Annotated in this window: 27 protein-coding genes; 9 read left to right on the top strand and 18 right to left on the bottom strand. The window is 67.1% G+C overall.

Annotated features, from left to right (window positions below; all coding sequences use genetic code 11):
- Positions 1–101 precede the first annotated feature (101 nt).
- The 4 genes from purQ to CSW62_RS18045 form a co-directional block, all read right to left on the bottom strand.
- Complete coding sequence (gene purQ, locus CSW62_RS18060; protein WP_099580174.1) at positions 102–764, bottom strand: phosphoribosylformylglycinamidine synthase subunit PurQ; 663 nt, start codon at positions 762–764, stop codon at positions 102–104.
- Between the two features lie 54 nt (positions 765–818).
- A complete protein-coding gene (locus CSW62_RS18055; RefSeq protein ID WP_099580172.1) occupies positions 819–1,304 on the bottom strand; it encodes a DUF3291 domain-containing protein in 486 nt (161 codons plus the stop codon).
- A gap of 74 nt (positions 1,305–1,378) precedes the next feature.
- Positions 1,379–1,558, bottom strand: a complete 180-nt coding sequence (locus CSW62_RS18050; RefSeq protein ID WP_099580170.1) for a rubredoxin — start codon at positions 1,556–1,558, stop codon at positions 1,379–1,381.
- A 7-nt stretch (positions 1,559–1,565) separates the two neighbouring features.
- Entirely contained in the window at positions 1,566–2,840 is a 1,275-nt protein-coding gene (locus tag CSW62_RS18045; RefSeq protein ID WP_099580168.1) for a cytochrome P450, read from the bottom strand.
- Positions 2,841–2,922: 82 nt separating this feature from the next.
- On the opposite strand from CSW62_RS18045, the gene CSW62_RS18040 reads away from it, so the two are divergent.
- Positions 2,923–3,549 carry a TetR/AcrR family transcriptional regulator gene (locus tag CSW62_RS18040; protein WP_099582345.1) on the top strand — a complete coding sequence of 209 codons (627 nt, stop codon included), beginning with the start codon at positions 2,923–2,925 and terminating at the stop codon, positions 3,547–3,549.
- A 6-nt stretch (positions 3,550–3,555) separates the two neighbouring features.
- Here the strand turns inward: CSW62_RS18040 and purS are convergent, their stop codons facing one another.
- Positions 3,556–3,795, bottom strand: a complete 240-nt coding sequence (gene purS / locus CSW62_RS18035) for a phosphoribosylformylglycinamidine synthase subunit PurS (protein WP_099580166.1) — start codon at positions 3,793–3,795, stop codon at positions 3,556–3,558.
- Between the two features lie 97 nt (positions 3,796–3,892).
- Complete coding sequence (gene purC / locus CSW62_RS18030) at positions 3,893–4,651, bottom strand: phosphoribosylaminoimidazolesuccinocarboxamide synthase (RefSeq protein WP_099580164.1); 759 nt, start codon at positions 4,649–4,651, stop codon at positions 3,893–3,895.
- Between the two features lie 404 nt (positions 4,652–5,055).
- On the opposite strand from purC, the gene CSW62_RS18025 reads away from it, so the two are divergent.
- Complete coding sequence (locus CSW62_RS18025) at positions 5,056–5,373, top strand: DUF1476 domain-containing protein (RefSeq protein ID WP_099580162.1); 318 nt, start codon at positions 5,056–5,058, stop codon at positions 5,371–5,373.
- A gap of 60 nt (positions 5,374–5,433) precedes the next feature.
- On the opposite strand, the gene CSW62_RS18020 is transcribed toward CSW62_RS18025, so the two are convergent.
- Positions 5,434–7,428 (bottom strand): M13 family metallopeptidase, encoded by a 1,995-nt coding sequence (locus CSW62_RS18020; RefSeq protein ID WP_099580160.1) that lies wholly within the window; start codon positions 7,426–7,428, stop codon positions 5,434–5,436.
- A gap of 203 nt (positions 7,429–7,631) precedes the next feature.
- Between CSW62_RS18020 and CSW62_RS18015 the strand changes: the two genes are divergently transcribed.
- From CSW62_RS18015 to CSW62_RS18005, 3 genes are read left to right on the top strand one after another with little or no spacing between them, the layout of a single operon-like run.
- Positions 7,632–8,777 carry a Gfo/Idh/MocA family protein gene (locus CSW62_RS18015; protein ID WP_099580158.1) on the top strand — a complete coding sequence of 382 codons (1,146 nt, stop codon included), beginning with the start codon at positions 7,632–7,634 and terminating at the stop codon, positions 8,775–8,777.
- 11 nt (positions 8,778–8,788) lie between these two features.
- The gene (locus CSW62_RS18010; RefSeq protein WP_099580156.1) at positions 8,789–10,141 is read left to right on the top strand and encodes a Gfo/Idh/MocA family protein; all 1,353 of its coding nucleotides are present in this window, start codon (positions 8,789–8,791) and stop codon (positions 10,139–10,141) included.
- Positions 10,142–10,151: 10 nt separating this feature from the next.
- Positions 10,152–10,589, top strand: coding sequence for a cupin domain-containing protein (locus CSW62_RS18005; RefSeq protein ID WP_099582344.1), 438 nt, complete (start codon positions 10,152–10,154; stop codon positions 10,587–10,589).
- Here the strand turns inward: CSW62_RS18005 and CSW62_RS18000 are convergent.
- The 5 genes from CSW62_RS18000 to CSW62_RS17975 all read right to left on the bottom strand — a co-directional run bounded on the left by CSW62_RS18000 (position 10,564) and on the right by CSW62_RS17975 (position 16,223).
- A complete protein-coding gene (locus CSW62_RS18000) occupies positions 10,564–11,070 on the bottom strand; it encodes a DNA-deoxyinosine glycosylase (RefSeq protein WP_233206718.1) in 507 nt (168 codons plus the stop codon). The genes CSW62_RS18005 and CSW62_RS18000 overlap by 26 nt on opposite strands.
- Positions 11,060–11,818, bottom strand: coding sequence for a 2OG-Fe(II) oxygenase family protein (locus CSW62_RS17995; protein WP_099580152.1), 759 nt, complete (start codon positions 11,816–11,818; stop codon positions 11,060–11,062). The genes CSW62_RS18000 and CSW62_RS17995 overlap by 11 nt, the downstream gene beginning before the upstream one ends.
- A 2-nt stretch (positions 11,819–11,820) precedes the next feature.
- Positions 11,821–13,131: an adenylosuccinate lyase gene (purB, locus tag CSW62_RS17990; protein WP_099580150.1), complete on the bottom strand. Its 1,311-nt coding sequence runs from the start codon at positions 13,129–13,131 to the stop codon at positions 11,821–11,823.
- 54 nt (positions 13,132–13,185) lie between these two features.
- The gene (locus CSW62_RS17985; protein ID WP_099580149.1) at positions 13,186–14,688 is read right to left on the bottom strand and encodes an MFS transporter; all 1,503 of its coding nucleotides are present in this window, start codon (positions 14,686–14,688) and stop codon (positions 13,186–13,188) included.
- A 206-nt stretch (positions 14,689–14,894) separates the two neighbouring features.
- Complete coding sequence (locus CSW62_RS17975; protein WP_099580144.1) at positions 14,895–16,223, bottom strand: MFS transporter; 1,329 nt, start codon at positions 16,221–16,223, stop codon at positions 14,895–14,897.
- 91 nt (positions 16,224–16,314) lie between these two features.
- On the opposite strand from CSW62_RS17975, the gene CSW62_RS17970 reads away from it, so the two are divergent.
- Positions 16,315–16,941: a glutathione S-transferase family protein gene (locus CSW62_RS17970; protein ID WP_099580142.1), complete on the top strand. Its 627-nt coding sequence runs from the start codon at positions 16,315–16,317 to the stop codon at positions 16,939–16,941.
- Here CSW62_RS17970 and CSW62_RS17965 read toward each other — a convergent pair.
- From CSW62_RS17965 to CSW62_RS26195, 5 genes are all read right to left on the bottom strand, one after another.
- The gene (locus CSW62_RS17965; RefSeq protein ID WP_099580140.1) at positions 16,938–17,543 is read right to left on the bottom strand and encodes a VOC family protein; all 606 of its coding nucleotides are present in this window, start codon (positions 17,541–17,543) and stop codon (positions 16,938–16,940) included. The two genes, CSW62_RS17970 and CSW62_RS17965, sit on opposite strands and share 4 nt — an antisense overlap.
- A gap of 99 nt (positions 17,544–17,642) precedes the next feature.
- The gene (locus CSW62_RS17960) at positions 17,643–18,104 is read right to left on the bottom strand and encodes a hypothetical protein (protein WP_099580138.1); all 462 of its coding nucleotides are present in this window, start codon (positions 18,102–18,104) and stop codon (positions 17,643–17,645) included.
- Positions 18,105–18,123: 19 nt separating this feature from the next.
- Positions 18,124–18,609, bottom strand: a complete 486-nt coding sequence (locus tag CSW62_RS17955) for a hypothetical protein (RefSeq protein ID WP_099580137.1) — start codon at positions 18,607–18,609, stop codon at positions 18,124–18,126.
- A gap of 112 nt (positions 18,610–18,721) precedes the next feature.
- Positions 18,722–19,819 (bottom strand): 3-deoxy-7-phosphoheptulonate synthase, encoded by a 1,098-nt coding sequence (locus tag CSW62_RS17950; protein ID WP_099580135.1) that lies wholly within the window; start codon positions 19,817–19,819, stop codon positions 18,722–18,724.
- A gap of 98 nt (positions 19,820–19,917) precedes the next feature.
- Positions 19,918–20,001: a hypothetical protein gene (locus tag CSW62_RS26195; RefSeq protein ID WP_125156646.1), complete on the bottom strand. Its 84-nt coding sequence runs from the start codon at positions 19,999–20,001 to the stop codon at positions 19,918–19,920.
- 163 nt (positions 20,002–20,164) lie between these two features.
- Between CSW62_RS26195 and CSW62_RS17945 the strand changes: the two genes are divergently transcribed.
- Genes CSW62_RS17945 through CSW62_RS17935 form a run of 3 tightly spaced genes read left to right on the top strand, consistent with a single transcriptional unit; the run spans position 20,165 to position 23,996 of the window.
- Positions 20,165–21,664: an NAD(P)/FAD-dependent oxidoreductase gene (locus tag CSW62_RS17945; protein WP_099580133.1), complete on the top strand. Its 1,500-nt coding sequence runs from the start codon at positions 20,165–20,167 to the stop codon at positions 21,662–21,664.
- Positions 21,665–21,666: 2 nt separating this feature from the next.
- Positions 21,667–22,107: a GtrA family protein gene (locus CSW62_RS17940; RefSeq protein WP_099580131.1), complete on the top strand. Its 441-nt coding sequence runs from the start codon at positions 21,667–21,669 to the stop codon at positions 22,105–22,107.
- A complete protein-coding gene (locus tag CSW62_RS17935; RefSeq protein WP_099580129.1) occupies positions 22,104–23,996 on the top strand; it encodes a hypothetical protein in 1,893 nt (630 codons plus the stop codon). Before CSW62_RS17940 ends, CSW62_RS17935 begins: the two co-directional genes overlap by 4 nt.
- Here the strand turns inward: CSW62_RS17935 and CSW62_RS26450 are convergent.
- On the bottom strand, positions 23,966–24,133 hold the full coding sequence (locus CSW62_RS26450; protein WP_158235464.1) for a hypothetical protein: 168 nt from the start codon (positions 24,131–24,133) through the stop codon (positions 23,966–23,968). The genes CSW62_RS17935 and CSW62_RS26450 overlap by 31 nt on opposite strands.
- Between the last annotated feature and the right edge of the window lie 70 nt (positions 24,134–24,203).

Genomic DNA, 24,203 nt, shown 5'->3' with positions numbered 1-24,203 from the left:
CCCTCCTAACGAGGCGGGCACCTTAGGCCGGGGATTTTCGAGCTGCTACACTGTAACAGCGCTCCGCAGCCCACTTTTTGATCCGCGGGCGGAAGGCGGGCTCAGGCGCTCTGGAAGATGCTGCGGAACAGCACGGCGCCGTCGTCGGAGCCCAGGTCCGGGTCGAACGAGCGATCGGGGTGGGGCATCAGGCCCAGGACGTTGCCGCCCTTGTTGACGATGCCGGCGATGCTGCGGGCCGAGCCGTTGGGGTTCTGCTTGTAGCGGAACACCACTTGGCCCTCTCCCTCGATGCGGTCGAGGGTCTCTTCGTCGGCGTAGTAATTGCCTTCGCCGTTGCCGACGGTCATGACCGCGTCGCGCTGCTCGCCATAGCCGGCGGTGAAGCGGGTCTGGCCGTTGACGATGTCGAGGTCGATGGCCTTGCAAACGTACTTCAGGCCGGCGTTGCGCAGCAGGGCGCCGGGCAGCAGGCCGACCTCGGTCAGGACCTGGAAGCCGTTGCAGATGCCGACGACGGCGACGCCCTTGTCGGCGGCCGCGACGACTTCCTTCATGACCGGGCTCTGGGCCGCCATGGCGCCGCAGCGCAGGTAGTCGCCGTACGAGAAGCCGCCGGGCAGGACGATCAGGTCCAGGTCGTCCGGCAAAGCCGTCTCCTGGTGCCAGACCATCTCGACACGGGCGCCGGCGGAGCGCTCGATGGCGACCTTGCAGTCGCGGTCACAGTTCGAACCAGGGAATACGACGACGGCGGCTTTCATGGCGCGGGCCTGTAGCACCGTTCGGAGCGAATGTCAGTCACGAGTGACGGACAATTATGCGCACTCATCAAGCTCAGGCTCCTCAGGCTCGCCTGTCGGCGCCGGAAACGGAGACTTGAAGGTGAAGGCCGCCGGCGTCGGGCCATGGGCGGCGATCAGGGCCAGTTTTTCCAGCGCTTCCTCCACGGTCGGTTCATGACCCACTGGGATCCACCAGAGGGCCATGTAGGTGTCCATGGGCTCGAACCATTCCTTGCGGCGGCGCATGATCTCGATGTGGCCGCTGCGATAGACAAAGGCGCCGAGGGACGGGATGTCCTCCCAGACCGAAAGGTTCGGGATGAACAGCGGATCGCCATCGATCGCGAGATCCGTGGCGTTGTTGCCGTCGCCCTTCAGTCGCCAGACGAAGCGGGGCGAGGCTTCGGCCAGGGCGTTGATGCGGTCGAGATTGTCGGCGAAGTCCTTGATCGTCGGATGGTCGATCGGCGCCCTCAGGCGTCCGACGTTGACCTCCGCCAGATGGAACTTCGCGCTCATCGACGGTCTCCCCTTCGCACTCGGCCGAACATCGTGCGGCCAAGCGCGAAACGGAAGGGGCGCGGTCCGATTTCCTACAGTTCGATCATGTCGAAGTCAGACTTCGGCGTGCCGCACATCGGGCAGATCCAGCCGGCCGGGATGTCGCCCCAGCGGGTTCCGGGCGCCAGACCCTCGCTCGGATCGCCCTGTTCCTCGTCGTAGATGTAGCCGCAGGTGCGGCACTGCCAGACCTTGAAGGGTTCCGCGCTCATCGTCGCCTCAATGCATCTTGAAGCGGATCGGCACGGACTTCGGTCCGCAGACGAAATTGGCGACCATGCGGCTTGGCGCTCCATCCAACTCGACGCTGTCGAGGCGCGCGAATAGCTCCTCCCACAGCACTCGCATCTCCATCCGCGCCAGGTGCTGGCCCAGGCAGATGTGCGCGCCATAGCCGAAGGCCACGTGCTTGTTGGGCGTGCGGTCGACACGGAACGCGAACGGATCCTCGAACACTGTCTCGTCGCGGTTGCCCGACGGATAGGACAGCATCATCCAGTCGCCCTTGGTGATCTTGCGGCCCGCCAGTTCGGCGTCGGCGGTGGCGGTGCGCATGAAGTGCTTCACCGGTGTGACCCAGCGGATCGACTCCTCGATCAGGCCAGCGATCAGCGACGGGTCTGCCTTCACCTTGGCGAACTGGTCGGGGTTCTCGGCCAGGGCCCACAGCGCGCCGGCGGTGGTCGAGGAGGTGGTGTCATGGCCGGCCGTGGCGGCGATGATGTAGTAGCTCATCGCCTCCAGGTGTCCCATCGGCTGGCCATTGATCTTGCCGTTGGCGATGATGCTGGCAAGGTCCTCGCGCGGCTTGGCGCGGCGGTCCTCGGTCATGGCGTTGAAATACATCATGAAGTCCATGATCACCGATTGCAGGCTGTCTATGCCCTCATTGACGTCCGTGGCGATCTTGCCGCCGCGGTTCAGGTCGGGGTCGGCGCTGCCGAAAAGTTCCTGGGTCAGCTTCAGCATCCGGGGCTCGTCGCTCTCAGGGACGCCCAGGACCTCCATGATCACGTGCAGAGGGTAGAGGAACGCCACGTCGCGGGCGAAGTCGCAGCGATCACCGTGCTCGGCCATGCGGTCGACAAAGCCCCGGGCGATCTCGCGGATCCTCGCCTCCAGAGTCCGCAGGTTCTGGGGCAGCAGCGAGCCTTGGGTGATCTTGCGGTAGGCGAAGTGGTCCGGGTTATCCATCTGGACCAGGGACCGGACGAGGTGAGGTGAGCCGCCCATCATCTCGCGAACCTTCTTGTCGGCCTCGATCGTGGTCACCACCGTGGCGCGGTCGCCATTGTGGAACAGCTCGTTCTGGCGCTCGACCTCCAGGATGTCGGCGTGGCGGGTGACCACCCAGAACGGATCGAAGCCGTCGGGCTGGGCCACCTCCAGCGGCGCGTCCCGGCGCAGCTGGGCGAAGGCCTGGTCGACGCGGTCGCCGTCGGCATAGGCCTTCGGATCGACGATGGTGTTGGCGATGTCGGTCGAGATCGTCATGGGGGCTCCTCCTTCCTCCCGGCGGCCTGGCGGCCGTCCTTGTTATTTGCTTGTTGTTCAACAAATAACTATGTTCCGCAAGATGACCGCGACCCTTAAGGCGCCCGCCGCGCGCCGCACCCAGCTCGATCGCCGCCAGCAATCCGAGAGTGAGCTCTTGCGGGCGGCGGCGGAGCTGATCGCCGAGCGGGGCGTGGCGGCGGCCACCTTCGAGAGCATCGGCCAGCGCGCGGGCTACAGCCGGGGGCTGGTCACCCAGCGGTTCGGTTCAAAGCAGGGGCTGATCGAGGCGCTGATCGCGCGGTTGCAGGCGCGGGTTGAGGCGCTGCTGGACGCCCGTCACCTGGACGATCTGAGCGGCCTGGACGCCGTGCTGGGCTTTGTCGACGTCTTCCTGGGCAATCTGGCCAGCGACGGCGAGATGCGGGCCTACTTCACGCTGATGGCCGGCGCCGTGTCCGACGTCTCGGACCTGCGCGCGCCGTTCGCGGCGGCGCACAAGGAGGTCGAGGTCCGGCTGGAGGCGCTGGTCCTGCGCGGGCAGAGCGAGGGCGTGATCCGCGCCGGGCTGAACGCTGACGCGGTCGCGCTGATGGTGGGGGCGCTATTGCTGGGCCTCTCGACCCAGCGCCTGGTCGATCCCGGCATGGACCTTGAGCCCATCCGGGAGACCAGCCTGGCGGCGCTGAAGGCCAGCTTCAGCGCCTAGATCGGCTTAGGCGATATCGATGCGGTAGCTTTCGATGACCGTGTTGGCCAGCAGCTTCTCGCACATGGTCTTGACCTCGGCCTTGGCGGCTTCGGCGTCCGTGGCTTCGAGGTCGAACTCGATGACGCGGCCGACGCGGGCCTCCTTCACCGACGGCCAGCCCAGGCCATGCAGGGCGTTCTCGACGGCCTTGCCCTGGACGTCGAGCACGCCGGGCTTCAGGAACACGTGGACGGTGGCTTTCACTCTTCTCTCCTCACGGGGATGAGGGCCGGGTGCGCCCCCTCCGTCACGCGGCTGCGCCGCGCGCCTCCTCCCCCGCGCGCGGGGGAGGAGATCCCAACTAGTGCACGCCGCCTTGGATGACGGTCGGCATTTCCTTCATGATCCCCAGGCGGCGAGCCACCTCGGTATAGCTCTCGATGACATTGCCCAGGTCGCGGCGGAAGCGGTCCTTGTCCAGCTTCTCGTTCGTCAGGCTGTCCCACAGGCGGCAGCTGTCGGGGCTGATTTCGTCGGCCAGGATGATCCGCGAGAAGTCGCCCTCGTAGATGCGGCCGAACTCGATCTTAAAGTCCACCAGCGTGATGCCGACCGCGCTGAACAGGCCCGACAGGTAGTCGTTGACCCGCAGGGCGGTGGCCATCATGTCGTCGATCTCCTGGGTCGCGGCCCAGTTGAACGCGGTGATGTGCTCCTCGGAGACCATCGGGTCGCCCAGCTTGTCGTCCTTGTAGTAAAATTCGATGATCGAGCGGGGCAGGGGCTGACCCTCGGTCAAGCCCAGGCGCGTGGCGATCGAGCCCGCGGCGATGTTGCGCACCACGACCTCGAGCGGGATGATCTCGACTTCCTTGATCAGCTGCTCGCGCAGGTTCAGGCGGCGGATGAAGTGGTTCTGGACGCCGATCGAGTTCAGGCGAGTCATGATGTACTCGCTGATCCGATTGTTGATGACGCCCTTGCCTTCCAGGATGGCCTTCTTCTGGGCGTTGAAGGCCGTCGCGTCGTCCTTGAAATATTGGATCAGGGTGCCGGGCTCGGGGCCTTCGTAGAGGATCTTGGCCTTGCCTTCGTAGATCTTCTTGCGACGGGTCGTCATGGCTCTCGTCGAGGCCCTTCTGTAAGCGCGCGCCGCTCCTCAAGTCCGGAATCTTCCGGAGAAACGAAAAGCGCGCGCGGCGGATAGCTGCGCGCGGCGTTCGACTCAAGGCCGCTCACTGGAAAATGTCTTGTGGAACCTATCTGAATCAACGCGGCCGCGCAAACGAAGGACAGCTTTCGGTCGGTGTTTTGGGCTACGCCGCGACGGGAAACATCGCCTGCGGCTTATCCGCCGATTGCGGCGGAGAGCGCCACGGGATATGCAGCCGGCTGAAGAGCATGACTGCCGAAAGTGGACGCCGGTTTCGGCGACCATCATGCTCTAAACGTTTAGGATTGGAGCCTGTCGCCACCAGAGGATTTATCTGGCCGCGACGGGCTCTCGACGACTTTGGGGCCTTCATGACCACCTTCGACGACCGCGAACAGGCTTTCGAAAACAAGTTCGCTCACGACCAAGAGCTTGAATTCAAGGCGACCGCGCGCCGCAACCGCCTGCTCGGTGAATGGGCGGCCGGCCTGATGGGCCTGGCGACGGTGGAAGATTACGCGCGAGCGGTGGTCAAGTCCGACTTCGAGCAGCCGGGCGATGAGGACGTGCTGCGCAAGGTCTTCGAGGACCTGAAGGGCTCGGGCGTCGCGACCTCCGAAGGCGAGGTTCGCCGGAAGATGGACGAACTGCTGGCCCAGGCCCGCGAGCAGATCAAGACCGGCGAGTAAGCCTTTCTCCTCGTCCAACGAACAAGGGCCGCTCTTTCGAGCGGCCCTTTTCTTTTGTCCCTACCAGATGCGCGAGCGCTTCTCCGGCGGAAGGTAGAACTTGTCGCCCGGCTTGACGCCGAAGGCCGCGTACCAGGCGTCGACATTGCGCGTCGGGCCGATCACCCGGAAGTTCGACGGCGAATGCGGGTCGGACGCCATCTGCTGCTTCAGCGAGTCGGGCCGCGACTTGTCCTGCCAGGCCTGGGCGAAGGCCAGGAAGAAGCGCTGGTCGCCGGTCATGCCGCCCACGACCGGGGCGGGCTTGCCCTTCAACGAGGCGTGATAGGCGTCGTAGGCCACCTGCAGGCCGGCCAGGTCGGCGATGTTCTCGCCCATGGTCAGCTGGCCGTTGATGCGCATGCCGGGCACCGGCTCGTAGGCGTCATATTGCGCGCCCAGGACCGCGGCCTGGCTGTCGAAGCGCTTGGCGTCCTCGGCCGTCCACCAGTCGCGCAGCTTGCCGGTCTCGTCGATCTTGCGGCCCTGGTCGTCAAAGCCGTGGCTGATCTCGTGGCCGATCACCGCGCCGATCGCGCCATAGTTCACGGCCGGGTCGGCGGCCGGATCGAAATAGGGCGCCTGCAGGATGCCCGCTGGGAACACGATCTTGTTTTCCAGGCCGCCGTTGTAGGCGTTCACCGTCTGCGGGGTCATGCCCCACTTGGCGTGGTCGACGGGCTTGCCCAGGTCGCTCAGGGCATAGGCCCACTCGAAGGCCCCGCTGCGGCGGACATTGCCGTAGAGGTCGCCGGCGTCCAGCTTCAGGGCCGAATAGTCGCGCCACTTGTCCGGATAGCCGACCATCACCGTCATCTTCGACAGCTTGGTCAGCGCCGCCTGCTTGGTGGCCGGAGCCATCCAGGGAGACTTCTGGATCCGCTCGGCCATGGCGACCTTCAGATTAGCGATCAGGTCGACCATCTGGGCCTTGGACGAAGGCGGGAAGTACTTGGCGACATAGGTCTGGCCGACCACTTCGCCGAGGCTGCCGTCGACCAGCGCCACGCCACGCTTCCAGCGGGGGCGCAGCTGGGTCTGGCCGCTCAGCACCTTCACATACTCGAAGCGGCTGTCGACGAAGCGCTTGGACAGATAGGGCGACATCTCCTGGACGCCTTGGACGGTCTGCCAGGCCTTCAGGGTTTCTAGCGGCGTGGCGGCGAACAGCTTGGCGATGTCGCGAACGGCGGTCTTTTCACCCAGGACCACTTGGTCGCGGCCGGTGATGCCGGCGGCGGCCAGATAATCCGCCCACGGCACTTCGGGCGCATAGGCCTGCAGCTCGGTCAGGGAGATGGGGTTGTAGACCTTGTCGATGTCGCGGCGGTCGGCGACCGCCCAGCTGACCTTGGCCACGGCGGTCTCGAAGGCGACCACGTCGGCGGCGGCCTTGGCGGGATCCGGATAGCCCGCCATCTTCAGCGCCCGCTCGGCGAAGGCCCTGTAGGCTTCGAGTTGCGGCTTGAAGCCGTCGGTCAGGTAGTAGTCGCGGTCCGGCAGGCCCAGGCCCGACTGGCCGATATAGAGCGTGTTGAGCTCGGGCTTCTTGGCGTCGGCGGCGATGTCCAGCGAGAACAGGTCGGGGCCGAAGCCGCCGTGGGCGCGTCCCATGGCCTTGGCCAGATCGGCCTTGGACGTGATCGCCTGGATGGCGGCCAGGTCGACCTTCAGAGCCGCGTCGTCGACCTGCTCGACCTTGGCCTCGTCGATGAAGCTCTTGTACAGCGCGCCGATCGGGGTCGAAGCGTCGGCCGTCTCGATCAGGGTGCGTAGCTGATCCTGGGAGCGGTTGTAGACGTCGTAGCCGACGCCAGCCGAGGCCTGGTCGGCCGGGATGGTGGTGCGCTTCTCCCACGCCCCATTGGCGAACTTGTTGAAGTCGTCGCCCGGTTTGACCGTCAGGTCGCGCGACGTCAGGTCGACGCCCCAGGTCCCGTACATCGGCTTGTCGGCGGCGAACGCCGCGCCGGAAAGAGCGACCGCGGAAACGGCGGCCAGCAGGAAGATGCGCATGTGTAGGATTCCCCTCTAGGCGGCGGATGCTGCCCTAAGCGCGGCCGACGTGCAGATGAATTTCCCGTAATGTCGCGGCCCTTCGCCTTTTGGGCGGCCAACGCCCGCCTACGACCAAGAAGGTATTTCCTCAGCCTCATTTTGGTGGCCTGATCTCTGCCAACAAGAGGTCAGGCAAGCTGGCGAGCGGAGAGGAAGACACCATGGACGATCTTGCGAGCCGCCGGGCGTTTCTGTTGGCGGCGGGATTGGGCGGCGCGGCGTTCGCCGGCGACGCCCTGGGCCAGACCGTCGCGCATGAGGTCGCCGCGCCGGGGCCGACCCTGACGGCGAAACACAAGATCAAGTTCGCGGTGATCGGCCTCGACCACTACCACATCATGAGCATGACGGCGGCCGTGAAGCGGGGCGGGGGCGAGTGCGCCTACGTCTACGCCCATGGAAATGATGAAAAGCAGCTGGCCGACTTCCGGAAGCAGCATGGCGACGTGCCGGTGGCCCGTAGCATCGATGAGATCCTGAACGACAAGTCGATCCAACTGGTCGCCGCCGCCCCGATCCCGGACCAACGCACGCCGCTGGGCCTGAAGGTGATGGCGGCCGGCAAGGACTATCTGGCCGACAAGCCCGGCATCATCACCCTGGAACAGCTGGCTCAGGTCCGCGCGGCGGTGAAGAAGACGGGCCGCAAGTACGCGATCATGTACTCCGAACGGCTGGAGGTCCCCTCGGCGATCAAGGCCGGCGAGCTGGTCCAGGCCGGAGCGATCGGCAAGGTCGTGCAGACCGTCAACCTGGCCCCGCACCGGATCGGGACGGGACGTCCGGACTGGTTCTGGGACAAGGCCCGCTATGGCGGCATCCTGACCGACATCGGCTCGCACCAGGCCGACCAGTTCCTGTTCTATACCGGCAGCAAGACCGCCAAGGCCGTCGCCAGCCAGACCGGCAATTTCAACAACACCGACCATCCCAAGTTCGAGGACTTCGGCGACCTGACCGCCGTCGGCGATGGCGGTACGGGCTATGTGCGGGTCGACTGGTTCACGCCGGACGGCCTGGGCGTCTGGGGCGACGGCCGGCTCTTCATCCTCGGGACCGAGGGCTATATCGAGCTGCGGAAGTATATCGATCCGACGGGCCGGCCGGGCGCCAACCACCTGCTGATCGTCGACAAAAAGCAGGCCCGCTACATCGACTGCAGCCAGGTTCAGCTACCGTTCGGCCCGCAGTTCGTCGCCGACATCGTCGAGCGCACCGCCGTCGCCCAGGACCAGGCGCAAGCCCTGCTGGCCGCCGAGCTGGTGCTGACGGCCCAGAAGAACGCCACCCGGCCGAAGCTGGGTTGAGGGATAGCGCCATGAGCCATCTCACCCGCCGTTCCGTCATCGCCGCCGGCATTGCCTTTCCAACGATCGTGCCAGCCACGGTCTTCGGCCAAAACGCGCCGTCGAACCGGATCAATATCGGCGTCATCGGGGTCGGGCGCATCGCCCGCGTCCACGATATGGCCGAGACCTTCAAGTACGACCACGCCCAGATCCTGGCGGTCTGCGACGTCGACTCCAAGCGCCTGGCGCTGGGCAAGCAGCTCGTCGACGAGACCTACAGCAAGAAGTACGGCCGACCCTGGGACAGCGCTCGCGCCTATGGCGACTATCACGAACTGCTGGCCGCCAAGGACCTGGACGCGGTCATCGTCGCCACGCCCGACCACCAGCACGCCATCCTGGCCGTGCACGCGGTCAAGGCCGGCAAGGACGTCTATCTGCAGAAGCCGGCGTCGCTGACCATCGCCGAGGGTCGGACCATGGCCGACGCCGTGGCCGCCTCGGGCCGCATCCTGCAGATCGGCTCGCAGCAGCGGTCGGACAGTCCCTGGCCACAGTTCCGCCGCGCCTGCGAACTGGTCCGTAACGGCCGCATCGGCCAGCTGAAACACGTCGAGGTCGGCCTGCCGGGCGATCCTTCCGGACCCGAGGCGCCGCAGCAGCCGATCCCGGCCAACCTGAACTACGACGCCTGGCTCGGCTCGACGCCGGAGGCCTACTACACCGAGATGCGGGTCCATCCGCAGGGCTCGTTCGATCGTCCCGGCTGGCTGCGCTGCGAGCAGTTCGGCGCGGGCATGATCACCGGCTGGGGCGCGCACCATGTCGACACCGCCCACTGGGGCATGGACATGGAGCACTCCGGTCCGGTCGAAATCTGGGGCTCGGCCGAGTTCCCGACCAGCGGCCTGTGGAACGTACACGGCAAGTTCCTGACCCACGCCCGCTACGCCAACGGCGTGACCATGGACATCTCCGGCGACTTTCCCAACGGCGTGAAGTTCATCGGTACGGAGGGCTGGATCTTCGTCGCCCGCGATGCGGCCGTCACGGCCAGCGATCCGAACTTCGGCCAGAAGCCGAGCCCGGGCCTTTCGGCCAGCAATCCCGCGATCCTGACCGGCGTGATCGGGCCCAACGAGATCCACCTGCGCAAGTCGGCCGAGCAGCACGGTGACTGGCTGGACTCCATCCGCTCCAGAAAGCCGCCGTCGGCCCCGGCCGAGGTCGGTCACCGCGCCTGTTCGACCTGCCTGCTGCACCATGCGGCCATGAAGACCGGCCGCCATCTGAAGTGGGATCCGAAGGCCGAGCGCTTCATCGGCGACGACGCCGCCAACGCTCTGCTCAGCCGCCCGCAGCGCAAGCCGTACACCTTCTAGGAGCCGGATGATGATGACGAAGCGCGACCTCGCCGTCGCCGCCGGTGCGGTGGTTCTCACCCTGGCCGGCGTCGCCGTCGCTCAGGCCCCCAAGCCCGCCCTGATCGGCCCTTCGGTTTGGCGCTGGGAGGACCTCAAGGCCCACGACACCGACGTCGGGGCTTACGCCCAGATCGCCAAGGGGCCGACCGCGACCCTGGACGAGCTGGAGATGCACGTCACGACCCTGAAGCCCGGCCTCAGCTCGCACCCGCCGCACACCCATCCGAACGAGGAACTGGTCATCATCCGCGAGGGCCAGGTCGAGACGCTGTCAGGCGGCGCGTGGAAGACGGTCGGGCCGGGCGGAGTCATTTTCAATGCCAGCAACAGCCCGCACGCGCTGAAGAACATCGGGACGACCAACGCGGTCTATCACGTGATCAATTGGAAACCGCCGGGGCGCTGACGAAGGGCCTGAGCCCGCTCCACGCCTCCGCCTTCTGTTCGAAGCTCCGCGCAGCGTGGGCGGGGCTGGAGGAGGGCAGGGCGATTGTCGAGACGCGGTCGCCGACCAGCCGCGCGCCCAGCTTCGCAGCCATGCCGCCGTTGAAGGCGACGCAACGAAGCGCGGGCAGGCTGTCGATCAACGTCAGCAGGTCGTTGGCGGCCGGATCTCGGATGGCGGCGTCGAGGCTGCCGGCGCGCTGAGCTTCGGCGATGACGTCCCACAGGCCGACGCCGTGGACCAGCAGGGTCGTCAGGCGCGCGTCGTAGGCCAGCGGAACGAGGGGCGTGTCGATCACACCCTCCATCAGCCGCCAGAAGGCGTTCCTGGGATTGCCATAGTACTGGCTGACCGCCAGCGAGGCCTCGCCGGGCAGGCTGCCCAGCACGAGAACGCGGGTGTTTGCGTCGACGACGGGCGGGAAGCCGCGCTTAGCCGCCAAGGGGGGCGCCTGCGCCATTGGGCGGATCGTTGCGCAGCCAGCCGGTGACGGTCAGGCGCAGCGCGCCGGCATAGGGCGCCACCGGGGCCACGGAATGCTGCTGGGGCACCTTGAACAGGGTCAGGACATTGAAGGCCGGCGCGAAGCCGCGCGCCACGTCGCCGTTGTCGTCGTGGAACAGCAGCTGGCCGCCCCAGTCGGGCCGCCACTCGCGGGTCAGGCCCAGGGTGTAGGCGGCCAGGCGCTCGCCGACGCCGGTGTCGTCGTGCTGCGTGAGAAAGTCGCCAGGGCGATAGCAGGTCGCCTGGCCGTCGATCTTGGTGATCCCCGCCTCGCCGGTGACGGCGGCGCCGAAGGCAATAAACTCTGGGCTGTTCAGGAACACCGTCAAGGCGTGGATCGGATGTCCCGGATCGCGGCCTTCGACATAGGCGTCGATCATCGGATAGCCGAGATAGACATAGGCGAAGCCGTTGCGGGCCTGCACCGTGGCCGCGTGCAGCTTGCCCGCCACGACCTGATCGCCCAGCTCGGCCCGGCGGGCGCGGGTAATGACCTCGGCCCCGCCGCGTTGGTTGGAGCAGATGATGTCCCAGTCGATAGTCTGTTCGAGGATGCCGGCCAGGCGATCGACGACCGCCGGCTCGAACACCTCGGGAATGCGCACGAGGCCGTCGCGCGCATAGGCCTGCGCGAAGACCGCCGGATCCAGCGCCGGATTGAGGCGAAGAACCGGCGGTTCGCTCATGGTCAGCCTTGCTCGCCGAAGACGCGCTTGAAGATCACGTCGACGTTCTTGGTATGATAGCCGTAGTCGAACAGCTCCTCGAGCACGCTGTCCGATAGCGCCTTGGAGACCACCGGATCGGCTTTCAGGAAGTCGATGAACCGGCCTTCGCCGCGCCACACCTTCATCGAGTTGCCCTGCACGGCCGCATAAGCGTCCTCGCGCGACACGCCCTCTTGCGTCAGGGCCAGCATGACGCGCTGCGAGAAGACCAGCCCGCCCAGCTTGTCCAGGTTCTTGGCCATGTTGTCGGGATAGATGTTGAAGCGCTCGATGACGCCGGCCAGGCGGCGCAAGGCGAAGTCGAGGTGGATGGTGGCGTCCGGGCCGATGCCGCGCTCGACCGACGAGTGGCTGATGTCGCGCTCGTGCCAGAGGGCGACGTTCTCCATCGCCGGGACGACGGCCGAGCGGACCAGACGGGCCAGGCCGGTCAGGTTCTCGGTCAGGATCGGGTTGCGCTTGTGCGGCATGGCCGACGAGCCCTTCTGGCCCGGATCGAACGGCTCTTCGGCTTCCAGCACCTCGGTGCGCTGCAGGTGGCGGATCTCGGTGGCGAGGCGCTCGACCGACGAGGCCACGACGCCAAGGGCGGCGAAATAGGCGGCGTGGCGGTCGCGGGGGATCACCTGGGTCGAAACCGGCTCGACGGCCAGGCCCATCTTGTCGGCGACGTGCTGTTCGACCCGCGGATCGACATTGGCGAAGGTGCCGACGGCGCCGGAGATCGCGCAGGTGGCGATCTCGAACTTGGCCATCGCCAGGCGCTCCTTGGCGCGCTGGAATTCGGCGTAGTAGCCGGCCAGCTTCAAGCCGAAGGTGATCGGTTCGGCGTGGATGCCGTGGCTGCGGCCGACGCAGACGGTCATCTTGTGCTCGAACGCCCGGCGCTTCAGCGCGGCCAGGATCAGGTCGACGTCTTCCAGCAAGAGGTCGGTGGCGCGAGACAGCTGCACGGCAAAGCAGGTGTCCAGCACGTCCGAGCTGGTCATGCCCTGGTGCAGGAAGCGGGCCTCGGGGCCGACGATCTCGGCCACATGCGTGAGGAAGGCGATGACGTCGTGCTTGGTGACGCGCTCGATCTCGTCGATGCGGTCGCTGTCCCAGACCGCGTCGCGGCCTTTTTCCCAGATCGTCTCGGCGGCGAGCTTCGGGATGACCCCGATCTCGGCCATGGCGTCGGCGGCGTGGGCCTCGATCTCGAACCAGATCTTGTACTTGGTCTGGCTGGACCAGATGGCGGCGGCTTCGGGGCGGGCGTAGCGGCTGATCATGGGGCGGCCGTTTCGGCCCGACCGCCCCCGGAGTCAAGGGAAGAGGCTTATTACTTACGCCGCTTCGCGCGACTTCATGTGCTTGACCATGCCGATCGCCGCCAGGGCGTAGTGCACGCCGGCCCAGGCGTAGAAGCACAGCGAGACGATGATGCCCTGCTGGCTGGAGAGGGCCAGGGTCGTTCGGCACTGGGCCGCCAGTTCGGACGCCGAGCCCTTGGGGGCGATGCCGCCGGGGCAGGTCGCCGCGAAGCTCTGGCCGCCCTCGACTCCGAACGAGGCCAGCACGCTGTGGATCACGCCGGCGGCGTCGGGCGTGTTGAAGTGGTACTGGGCCAGGTGGTCGATCAGCCAGCCGGTGAAGACCGGCCCGCCGCCCAGGGCGATCAGGTTCAGGAAGAAGAACAGCAGGGCCGTGGCGGTAGCTCGGCGGCGCGGCTCCACCGAGTTCTGGACCACGGCGAAGGTCGGGGCCAGGTACACGTAGTGAAAGATGCCGGGGACCAGCAGGATCATCGCCGTCGCCTGCCAGTCGGTCTGCAGATAGGCGAGGATGTAGATCGGCGTGCAGATGATCAGGCCGATGGCGGGGACCCAGGCGTACCACTTGAAGCTCCGCTTGCCGGCCCAATCGCTCAGGAAGCCGCCGACCAGGGTGCCGATGCCGGCCGAGAAGCCGCCGATCAGGCCGGTGATCAGGCCCACCTGCGCCAGGCCCAGGCCGAAGGCGCGCACGAAGTACGATGGCACGAAGGCGCCCGAACCGTACGAGCCGAACGAGGCGATGGTCACGCCCAGCACCATGTTCAGGACGGGCCACTTGAAGAACAGGACCTTGAAGACCGCCCACAGTTCGGAGAACTCGGTGGCCAGAGAGAAAGCCGGCTTCGGAGCCGGTTCGACCACAAGGTTCTCAGGCTCGATCGGTCGCTCGACGATCTCGGAATGGCCCCGTGGCGGCTCCTTGATCACCAGCTTGACGATCAGGGCCAGGATCACGCCCGGCAGGCCGACGATGACGAAGGCCACGCGCCAGCTGAACTCCTGGGCCAGCCAGCCGCCGGCCACGGCGCCGAACATCGTGCCCAGCGGGATGCCGAACGAGTAGATCGACAGCGCCGAGGCGCGCTTCTTGGGCTCGTAATAGTCGCTGATCAGCGAGTGACTGGGCGGGGAACAGCCGGCCTCGCCGACGCCGACGCCGAAGCGGAACAGGGCTAGTTGGGCGAAGCTCGTCGCCGCTCCGCAGAGGGCGGTGAAGCCGGACCAGACGACCAGCGACAGAGAGATGATGGTCACGCGGTTCCAGCGCTCGGCCAGACGGGCGATCGGAATGCCGAGCAGGGTGTAGAGCAGGGCGAAGTAGAGACCGCCCAGCAAGCCCAGCTGGGTGTCGGTCAGCTTCAGGTCGACCTTAATGGCCTGACCGATGGTGGCGATGATCGTCCGGTCGATGAAGTTGAAGGTGTAGGTGGCCAGCAGCAGCCCCAGCACCGTCGCCTTGTAGCCATTCGAATAAAGCGGCCGTTCGCCGCCGGACGCACGCGCGTCGGCCATCCTGACTCTCTCCCTTCAAACATTTGTTCTAATTCTTTGAAGGGACTGTGACCGAGCGGAAGCCAAAGCGCCAGAGGGGAAATGGAGATCCTCCCCCGCGTCGCGGGGGAGGTGGCCCAAAGGGCCGGAGGGGGCCAGCTCGGCCAATTTCCAGCTCGCCCCCTCAGTCGCTCCGCGACAGCTCCCCCGCGTCGCGGGGGAGCATCTCAGGCGACCATCTCCTCGCGGATGCTCTTGCGGGCGGCCCAGAACAGACCGAAGGCGACAAGGCCCAGCGTCGACGAGACGATCAAAGCCCATCGCACCCCCTGCGCCTCGCCCAGGCCCATGTGGCCGGCCAGCACGTCGCTCAGGAGGCCGACGGCTACCGGCCCCAGGCCCAGGCCGATCAGGTTGATGATCAGCAGCAGCACCGCGGAGGCGGTGGCCCGCATGTGGGGTTCGACGATGCTCTGGGCCGTGGCGTAGACGGGGCCGTACCACAGGGTGGCCAGCAGGGCGTTGATGGATAGAAAGCCGATCGCGTGCATCGGCGCGTCCAGGCTAACGGCGGTGATGAAGATGGGAATGGTCACCAGCGAAGCGATGGCCGGCACCATGACATAGGCCCGCAGGTCGCGGGCCCCCAGGCGATCGGCGAAGACCCCGCCCAGCCAGGCGCCGATGACGCCAGCCGTGCCGCCGATCAGCCCCAGGGCCAGGCCCAGGAAGCCCGCCGACTTGAGGCCGAAGGTCGAGGCCAACTGGGCGATTTCCGGCCCGTGGTTGCGGAAGAAGAACGAGGCGGTGAACGGCGCGTGGCCATAGCCGATGAAGGCCTTGATCGAGGCGGCCAGTGCTACTAGCCAGAAGGTCTTCTTGGTCGCCAGCACCGCAAGGGCGGCGGCGAAGCTGATCTGCGAGCTGGCGCGGGCGGCCATCTCGGCGGCCAGTTTCTTGCGCGGCTCGACCAGGGTGAAGGCCGCGATCAGGGCGAAGATCACGCCCGGCGCGCCCGCCACCATGAAGGCCGCCCGCCAGCCATAGGCGTCGGCGACCAGTCCGCCCATGGCCATGCCGGCCAGGGTGCCCAGCGGCGTGCCGATCGAATAGAAGGCGATGGCGCTGGCCCGCTTCTCGCGCGGCACGTAGTCGGTGATCAGCGAGTGGGCGGGCGGCGTGCAGCCGGCCTCGCCGACGCCCACGCCGATCCGCGCCAGGATCAGCTGCCAGAAGTTCTGGGTGAAGCCGCACAGCACGGTGAACGCGCTCCACGCGGCCACCGAGGCGCCGATGATGAAGGGCCGGTTCCTGGTCTCGGCGAGGCGGGCGATCGGGATGCCGAGGACGGTGTAGAAGATGGCGAAGGCCAGGCCCGTCATCATGCCCAGCTGCCAGTCGGCCAGGCCAAGGTCGCGCTTGATTGGCTCGGCCAGGATGTTGACCACCTGCCGATCCAGGAAGTTCAGGGTGTAGATGATCAGCAGCACCCATAGGGCGTAACGGCGATAGCCCGTCGAAACGGGATTGATGACCGGCGACGGTACGTCCGCCATGAGCGCTCTCCCTCGAACAGTTGTTCTAATCGTTGAGGCCACCTTAGACGCAGGGTAAGCCGGGCGGCAATCGCATCAGGGAGCGCGCGCCATGGAACTCGTGATCGGCACCAAGCGGTGGTCCAGCTGGTCGTTGCGGCCGTGGCTGGCGCTGAAGCGCACCGGCGCGCCGTTCCGGGAGATCGAGGTCCAACTGCGCCAGGGTGCGGCCAGCGACGCGGCCATCGCCGAGCACTCGCCGAGCCGGCAGGTGCCGGTGCTGAAGGCCGGCGACCTGACCATCTGGGACTCGCTGGCCATCTGCGAGTACCTGGCCGAGACCTATCCCGAGGCCAAGCTTTGGCCGGCCGACCCGGTCGTGCGCGCCCTGGGACGCTCGGCGGCGGCCGAGATGCATGGCGGCTTCCAGGCTCTGCGCGGCGAGTGCGCGATGGCGCTGGAAGAGGAACCGCGCGCGGTCGACATCTCCGAGGCCACCCAGAAGAACGTCCGCACGATCGTCGAGCGCTGGAACCAGTTGCTGTCGCGGTCCGGCGGGCCGTTCCTGCTGGGCGAATGGTCGATCGCCGATGCCTTCTACACCCCGGTGGCGACGCGCTTCCGCACCTATGGCATCAAGCTTTCGGAGTATGGCGATAACGGACCGGCGGCAGCCTATGCCGAGCGCCTGCTGGCGACGCCGGAGTTCCTGGAATGGGAGCGCGCGTCGCTGGCCTAGTCTTCGCGCCGGCGGGCCAGTTCGGCGCGGATCAGCGCTTGAATGTCCATGCCGAAGATCGTCAGTCCGTCGATCCTGGCGTCATCTATCGTAACGCCGCTGAGATTGACGTTGCTGAGGCTGGCAGTCGACAGGTCGACATCCGTGAATGTCGCGCCAGCCAGGCGGCAGTTCGCGAAGGCGGCGCCCGACAGGTCACGGTTCTCGAAGCGCGTGGCCTCTGCGGGTTCGTGCGGCTGGCCGACGTCGATGCGGTTGCCATCCGGGTCGGCGAAGACGAAGGCCCTCAGGCCGTAGTCCTTGTCGGCTAGCGACTTGATGATCCGCGCGCCGGCCGCAATCAGGACCTCATGCAGGGCGTCGACATCGTCGACCATCAGGTGGGCGACATTGGTGGTCGAGGGCTTGTGGTCCCGGACCAGGCTCAAATGCAGTTCCGCCCCGTCCTTCTCCAGGATCATGAAGCCGACCGGATCGCCGTTTTCGAAGGTCTTCGTAAAGCCCAGGATGTCGCAATAGAAGGCGCAGGCGGCCTGGATGTCGCGCGTGAAGGCCGACGCGGCCAGACGGCCGAACCGGATGTTCGAGTTCGAGGAAGTCATCGCTCGCGAGTTCCCTGTGGAAAGGGCAGGGGCGGCGGTGCGCGTACCCGATGTGGAGCGGTGTCCAGCTCCGACCCTGCCACAGGGAAACCGACAGTTCTAGAGACCCGCGGGCAAGCCGTTGGTGACGGGCGGCGGCTTGCAGCGGCCGGCGCGGGCCTGGACCACGTAGAACAGCGCGCGGCCCTGGGCGAAGCTGCTGTGTTCGGCGAGCGGATTGGTCGGCTGGCCGGTGGTCAGGCTCAGGGCCTGCTCGCCGCTGTTGGCGGTTTGGCCCAGCGAGGCCTGATTCCAGCGGCTCAGCACCGGGGCGCAGGCGGCCACGACCGCCTCGGCCACGATCTCGGCGCCGTCCTTTGAGCCGGCCAGGCTGTAGGCCCAGCGGCGGGCGCACTCGTCGACCGGCGTCGACGGATCCGAGGCCGCCGCAGCGCCGGGACCGGCGTTGTTGCGGAAGTCGGCGCAGATCTTCGGGTTGGACATGGCCTCATGCCCGTTTTCACAGGCGGCCAGGGCGAGGGTGGCGAGGGCCAGGGCGGCCATCACGGGCTGGCGGATCATCGTTTTGATTTCCGGATTTCTAGCGGGGGCAGATCTGGACCGGGCGCTGGGCCAGGCGGCCGCGCTCGTCGTAGTAGGAGACTGTCGCGTTGCGGCACGTCCCGCCGGCCGGCGCGGAAACCTGCTGGAAAGTCCCGTCGCGGACTTCGCCGGTGGCGACCGGGTTGCCCATGTGGTCGTAATAGACTTGGCGGACCGGCGCGGGCCGCGCAGGCGCCGGCGAGGCGGCGCGATAGCTGGAGCCGGAGCTGTAATAGGCCGTGCGGGTGCGACAGCCGCTCTTGCCGACTTCGCGGCCGACCAGGGCGCCGCCGACACCGCCGACCAGCAGACCGCCGCCGCCCTTGGAGATGGCGTTGCCGACCAGAGCGCCGCCCAGGCCGCCGATGATGGTTCCTGTGGCCTTGCGGCTGCGGCAGGTGGCGGCGTCGGCGTCCGTGGGCGCCAGCGTCGCGGGAAGGGCGATGGCGCCGAGGGCCAGGCCGATGATGACGAGACGGGTCATGTGAACTTCGCTTTGGTGAAGGTCCCTCGGGCTTCACAACGCGTCTCGTGGGCAGAAGGATGCGCGAACGGCGGGATGTCGACTTATCGCCCGCCGTTCACGTCTCGCTCCGCTAGGCCTTGCGCGCCTCGCGCCCGGCTCGAACCGCCGAGGCCAACTGGTCGAGCAGGGTCACCGAGGTCGCCCAGTCGACGCAGGCGTCCGTGACCGACTGGCCGTAGGTCAGGGACTGGCCGGGGACGATGTCCTGACGGCCGGCGACAAGGTTGCTCTCGATCATCACGCCCATGATCGGCGAGGTCCCGGTCGCCACCTGGGCGCAGACGTCGGCGACGACGGCCGGCTGGTTCTCGTGGTTCTTACCGCTGTTGGCGTGGCTGACATCGACCATGATCCGGGCCGGCATGCCGGCCTTGGCCACGGCTTGCGCGGCGGCGGCCACGCTGGCGGCGTCATAGTTCGGCGTCTTGCCGCCGCGCAGAACGACGTGGCAGTCGTCATTGCCGGTCGTGGTGGCGATGGCGGCGCGGCCCTCCTTGGTCACGGCCAGGAAATGGTGCGGCTGAGAGGCGGCGGTGACCGCGTCGACCGCGACCTTGACGTCGCCATTGGTGCCGTTCTTGAAGCCGACCGGGCAGGAGAGGCCGGAGGCCATCTCGCGGTGGATCTGGCTCTCGGTCGTGCGGGCGCCGATCGCGCCCCAGGCCACCAGGTCGGCTATGTATTGCGGGGTGGTGACGTCCAGGAACTCGCAGGCCGTCGGCAGGCCCTGGGCGCTAATGTCCAGCAGCACTCGGCGCGCCAGGCGCAGGCCCTCATTGATCCGGAAGCCGCCGTCCAGGTCCGGATCGTTGATCAGGCCCTTCCAGCCCACCGTGGTGCGTGGCTTTTCGAAATAGACCCGCATGATCACTTCCAACTCGCCGGCGTGGCGCTCGCGTTCGGCGGCCAGGCGCTGGGCATAGTCGAGGGCCGCCTTCGGGTCGTGTATGGAGCAGGGGCCGATCACCACCACCAGGCGGTCGTCGCGGCCATGCAGGATCTCGTGGACGGCCGTGCGCGCGTCGCCGACGATCTCGGCGATCGACGAGCTGGCTGGCGCCTCGCCGATCACCTGGGCGGGCGGGCTGAGGGTCTGCAGCTTTTCAATGCGCAGGTCGTCAGTGGGGACCGGCAGCGAGACGAGATGGGCGGCGGTCGAGGAAGGCATGGCGTACTCCGGAAGATCTGGCGAGGTCCGGCGGCCATGGAAAAAAGCCGCCCGGGGAACCCCTGGCGGCTGGTGAAGGTGTTCTTGGTGGCCTGATGTCAGGCCGAACGAAACCCTCCCGGCGCCAGAGGCGTCGGATAGCTAAAATACCAAAACAGCTGTTGGCTGGCGGCGAGGGTCATCACGGCAAGCCTAGCGTCGCCTTTCGCGCCTGTCACCCCCGATAAACAGCCCCCGCGACCGATCGTCCCGGATTCACGATTAATCGGGATTCACCAAGCCTCGCGACCCCGCCTTAACCATCCGCCGGCATCCTGTATCGAAACGGGATTAGGAGACGGCCGCATGGGCCAGCACGTGGAGACCCTGGTGATCGGCGCCGGCCCTGCCGGCCTGACGACCGCCTACACCCTGGCCAAGGCCGGCCGCGCCGTGACCGTGCTGGAGATGGACCCGACCTATGTCGGCGGCATCAGCCGGACCGTGGACTACAAGGGCTTCAAGTTCGACATCGGCGGCCACCGCTTCTTCTCGAAAAGCAAGGAGATCGTCGACCTCTGGAACGAGATCCTGCCCGATGATTTCATCGACCGGCCGCGCCTGTCGCGCATCTATTACCGCGAGAAGTTCTACGCCTACCCGCTGAAGGCCTTCGAGGCGCTCGCGAACCTGGGCGTCTGGACGGCGACCAAGTGCATGGCCTCTTTCGGCTGGGCCAAGCTGAACCCGATCGCGGCGCCGACCACCTTCCACCAGTGGGTCCGCAACCAGTTCGGCGAGAAGCTGTTCTCGATCTTCTTCAAGACCTACACCGAGAAGGTGTGGGGCATGAGCTGCGACGAGATCTCGGCCGACTGGGCCAGCCAGCGCATCAAGGGTCTGGACCTGGCCTCGGCCATCATCGACGGCCTCAAGCGCTCGCTCGGCGTCAAGGCCAAGATGGGTGAGGGCGCGCCCAAGACCCTGATCGAGAGCTTCCGCTATCCCCGCAAGGGCCCCGGCATGATGTGGGAAGCCTGCGCCCGCAAGGTCACCGCCCTGGGCGGGCAGGTTCGCATGGGCCGCAAGGTCGACGGCCTGCACTACGACAAGCTTGCCAAGATCTGGACCGTCAGCGTCTCCTGCGCCGACGGCAAGAAGGAAATCTACACGGCCGACGACGTCGTCTCGTCCGCGCCGATCCGTGAACTGATGCAGTCGGTCAGCCCGACCCCCATCAGCGTCTTCCACGCCGGCGAACTGATGTACCGCGACTTCCTGACCGTGGTGCTGATCGGCAAGCCGCAGAAGGAGCTGCCGGACAACTGGATCTACATCCACGATCCGTCGGTGAAGGTCGGCCGTGTGCAGAACTTCCGCTCGTGGTCGCCCGAGATGATCCCCGACGGCGTCTCGACCTGCCTGGGTCTCGAATATTTCTGTTTCGAGGGCGACGGCCTGTGGGTCACTTTGGACGAGGATCTGGTCGCCCAGGCCAAGCGCGAGATCGCCAAGATCGGCCTGATGGATCCGGCGGACGTCTACGACGCCTGCGTGGTGCGCCAGCACAAGGCCTATCCGGTCTATGACGACGCCTATGCCGAGCACATCAAGATGATCCGTCTGGATCTGAAGATGCACTTCCCGGGCCTGCACCTCGTCGGCCGCAACGGCATGCACAAGTACAACAACCAGGACCACGCCATGATGACCGGCCTGCTGACGGCCGAGAACATCATCGCCGGCGAGACCCTGCACGACGTGTGGGAGGTCAATGAGGACGCTGAGTACGGCGAGGCCGGCGTCTCCGGCGCCCGCGAGGCCCTGCGCAGCGAACGCCTGGTTCCCACCAAGGTCGCCGCCTGATCATGATCCGGCTCTGGCGGCTTCTGCCTGAAGGGCTGCAGGAACTGGCGCTGTACGGCCTAGCCAGCGCCCTTGCGCTGGGGCTGGACTGGGGCCTGCTGCTGGCGCTGACGGCGCTGGGCGTGAACTATCTCGTGGCTTCGGCGACGGGGTTCGTCAGCGGCATGGCCGCGACCTATCTGCTGTCGGTCTCGATGGTGTTTCGCCACCGCCCGGTCGCTGACCGCCGGCGCGAGTTCGTCGGCTTCGTCGGCGTGGGTCTGGCCGGTCTGGTTCTGACTCAAGGCCTGATGGCCCTGTGGGTCGAGGCGCTGCACCTGAGCCCCGGCCTGGCCAAAATCCCGACCGCCGGGATCGTCTTCGTATTCAACTTCACCGTCCGCCGGGCGCTGCTGTTCAAGGCTCCCAAAAGCCTTGCGGGCGTCAATTCCGTCGAACCGTGAGCCAGCTGAAGAACCTCGCCGATAGCCGCTGGCTGGGCTGGCTGGCCGCCTTTGGGCTGTTCCTGCTGAGCCGTCCCTATCTCGGCATCCACCACGACGGCCGCCTCTACGTGGCCGACGCCCTGGCCAAGCTGGATCCGGCCGGCGTCGGGCGGGACCTGATGTTCGTCCACGACGGGCAGTTTGGCTTCAGCCTCTACACGCCGATGCTGGCGCGCCTGATCGCCCTGCTGGGCCTGTCGGGCGCGACGATGGCGATCGTGCTTGTGACCTTGACGCTGTGGTTCGCGGCGGCGGCGCTGATGGTCGAGCGCTTCCTGGCCGACCGGTCGCCGGGCCTGCGCTGGGCGGCGCTGGTCTTCTTGGTCGCCTTGCCGGCGCTGTACGGCCCGATGAACGTCATCGGCTTCGGCGAGGCCTATGCCACGCCGCGCGGCCTGGTCGAGGCTGCGGGTCTGGCCGGCATGGCCGCCTATCTGTCCGGTCGGCGTTGGCTGGGCCTTGGGCTCTGCGTCGTCGGCATGCTGTTCCATCCGATCATGGGCCTGTGCTCGGCCGCCGCGATCGGCATTGCGCTGTGCTTCGAGGATCGCCGCTGGCTGTGGGCCGCCTTGGTGGGCGCCGGCGTCGTCATGGCGGCGGGTCTGGCGCATCTGCCGGTCGCCGACCGCCTGATCACCCTCATGGATCCGGCCTGGCGCGCGGTGGTCGAGGCTCGCAGCCCGTTCCTGTTCCCGTCGCTCTGGCCGATCGAGGCCTGGAGTCGCCTGGCCGTGCAGGCCTGTACGGTCGCGGGGGCGGCGCTCCTGCTGCAAGGCGCTTCGCGTCGCCTGGCGCTGGGGGCGCTGATCGCCGGTCTGGTCGGAGTCGCCATGGTCGCGGTGCTGGGCGACCGACTATCTTTGATCCTGTTCCTGCAGGTCCAGAGCTGGCGCACGCTGCAGCCGCTGGCCGTGCTGGCCCTGGCGTGTCTGGCGCTGCTCAGCGCCGAACTGCCCCGGCGTGGACCGGTCGGTTTGCTCGGTCTGGCCCTGATCGGCATGGCGTGGATGGTCCGCGACGTAGGCGCGTTCGGCTTGCTGGTCGCGCCGATCGGCGTGTTGTTCGCGGCCGTGGGTGACAAGGCGCGCTTCGGTCGTCCGGACCTGATCTCGGCGGCGGCCGTGGGGCTGATCGCTACGACCGTGGTCGCCTGCGCCGCGCTGACAGGCTCTGGACTCGTCGCCGAGTTCGCCAGGACAGGAGCCTATAGCCAGAACGCCTTCTGGTTCAGCGACGTCCCGGCCTTGATCATCGCCGTCTGCTTCGGCGTCTGGCTCGCGCGGGGTTGGACCTCGCCGCCCGCGATCGTCCGTGTCCTTGGCGCCGTCGTGATCGGGCTGCTTGCCGTTCTGCTCTGGGACGACCGCTCGGCCTATGTCCGTGATCGCGACGCGGGCAGGGATCCCGCGCTGGTCGCCATGACCGCATCACGGCCTGGCGCGGTGCTGTGGCTGTCGGGCGATGTCGAGCCGTGGCTGCTGATGGGCCGGCCGAACTGGTTCAGCCCGGTGCAGAGCGCCGGCGTGGTATTCTCCGAACCTCTCGCGCTGGAGCTCTGGCGGCGCGCCGGGCGTCTGGAGAAGGCGCGCCTCATGGGGCGCGACTCCATCAGGCCACTGACCGTCGCCGCCTCGCGCGCGCCGCCGCCGAGCCTGGAGAAGGTCCGCGCCTTCTGCGCCGCGCCCGACGCCCCGGCTTGGATCATCTGGCCCCGATGGAATGATCAGCCGCTATCCCCGGGCCTTGCCGCACGCGACTGGACGCCCAAGGCGTCGTTCCACGCCGACCTGGACGGCCGCCGGATGACCGCCGAGCGTTACGCCGTGATTCCCTGCGCCGGCGACTGACCCGCCTCGACGGCCTCGCGGGGCGTCTTCAGGCGGTCGATGCTCCAGCCGATGAAGTGCACCAGCGCGTCGGCCAGGCCGACCATCGCCGCCAGCACGAAGACGCTGGAAATCAGAAGAACCATCAGAGCCGACATAGGAAACTCCCACTTCGCAGGATCAAGCGACAGAAGGGCGGAGCGGTTCCTGTTGTCGCGCCCTCAAGCG

The sequence above is a fragment of the Caulobacter sp. FWC2 genome, from assembly GCF_002742625.1.
Classification (GTDB): domain Bacteria; phylum Pseudomonadota; class Alphaproteobacteria; order Caulobacterales; family Caulobacteraceae; genus Caulobacter.
Note: the sequence above shows the minus strand (reverse complement) of the source record. Positions and strands in the feature narration are given on the sequence as shown.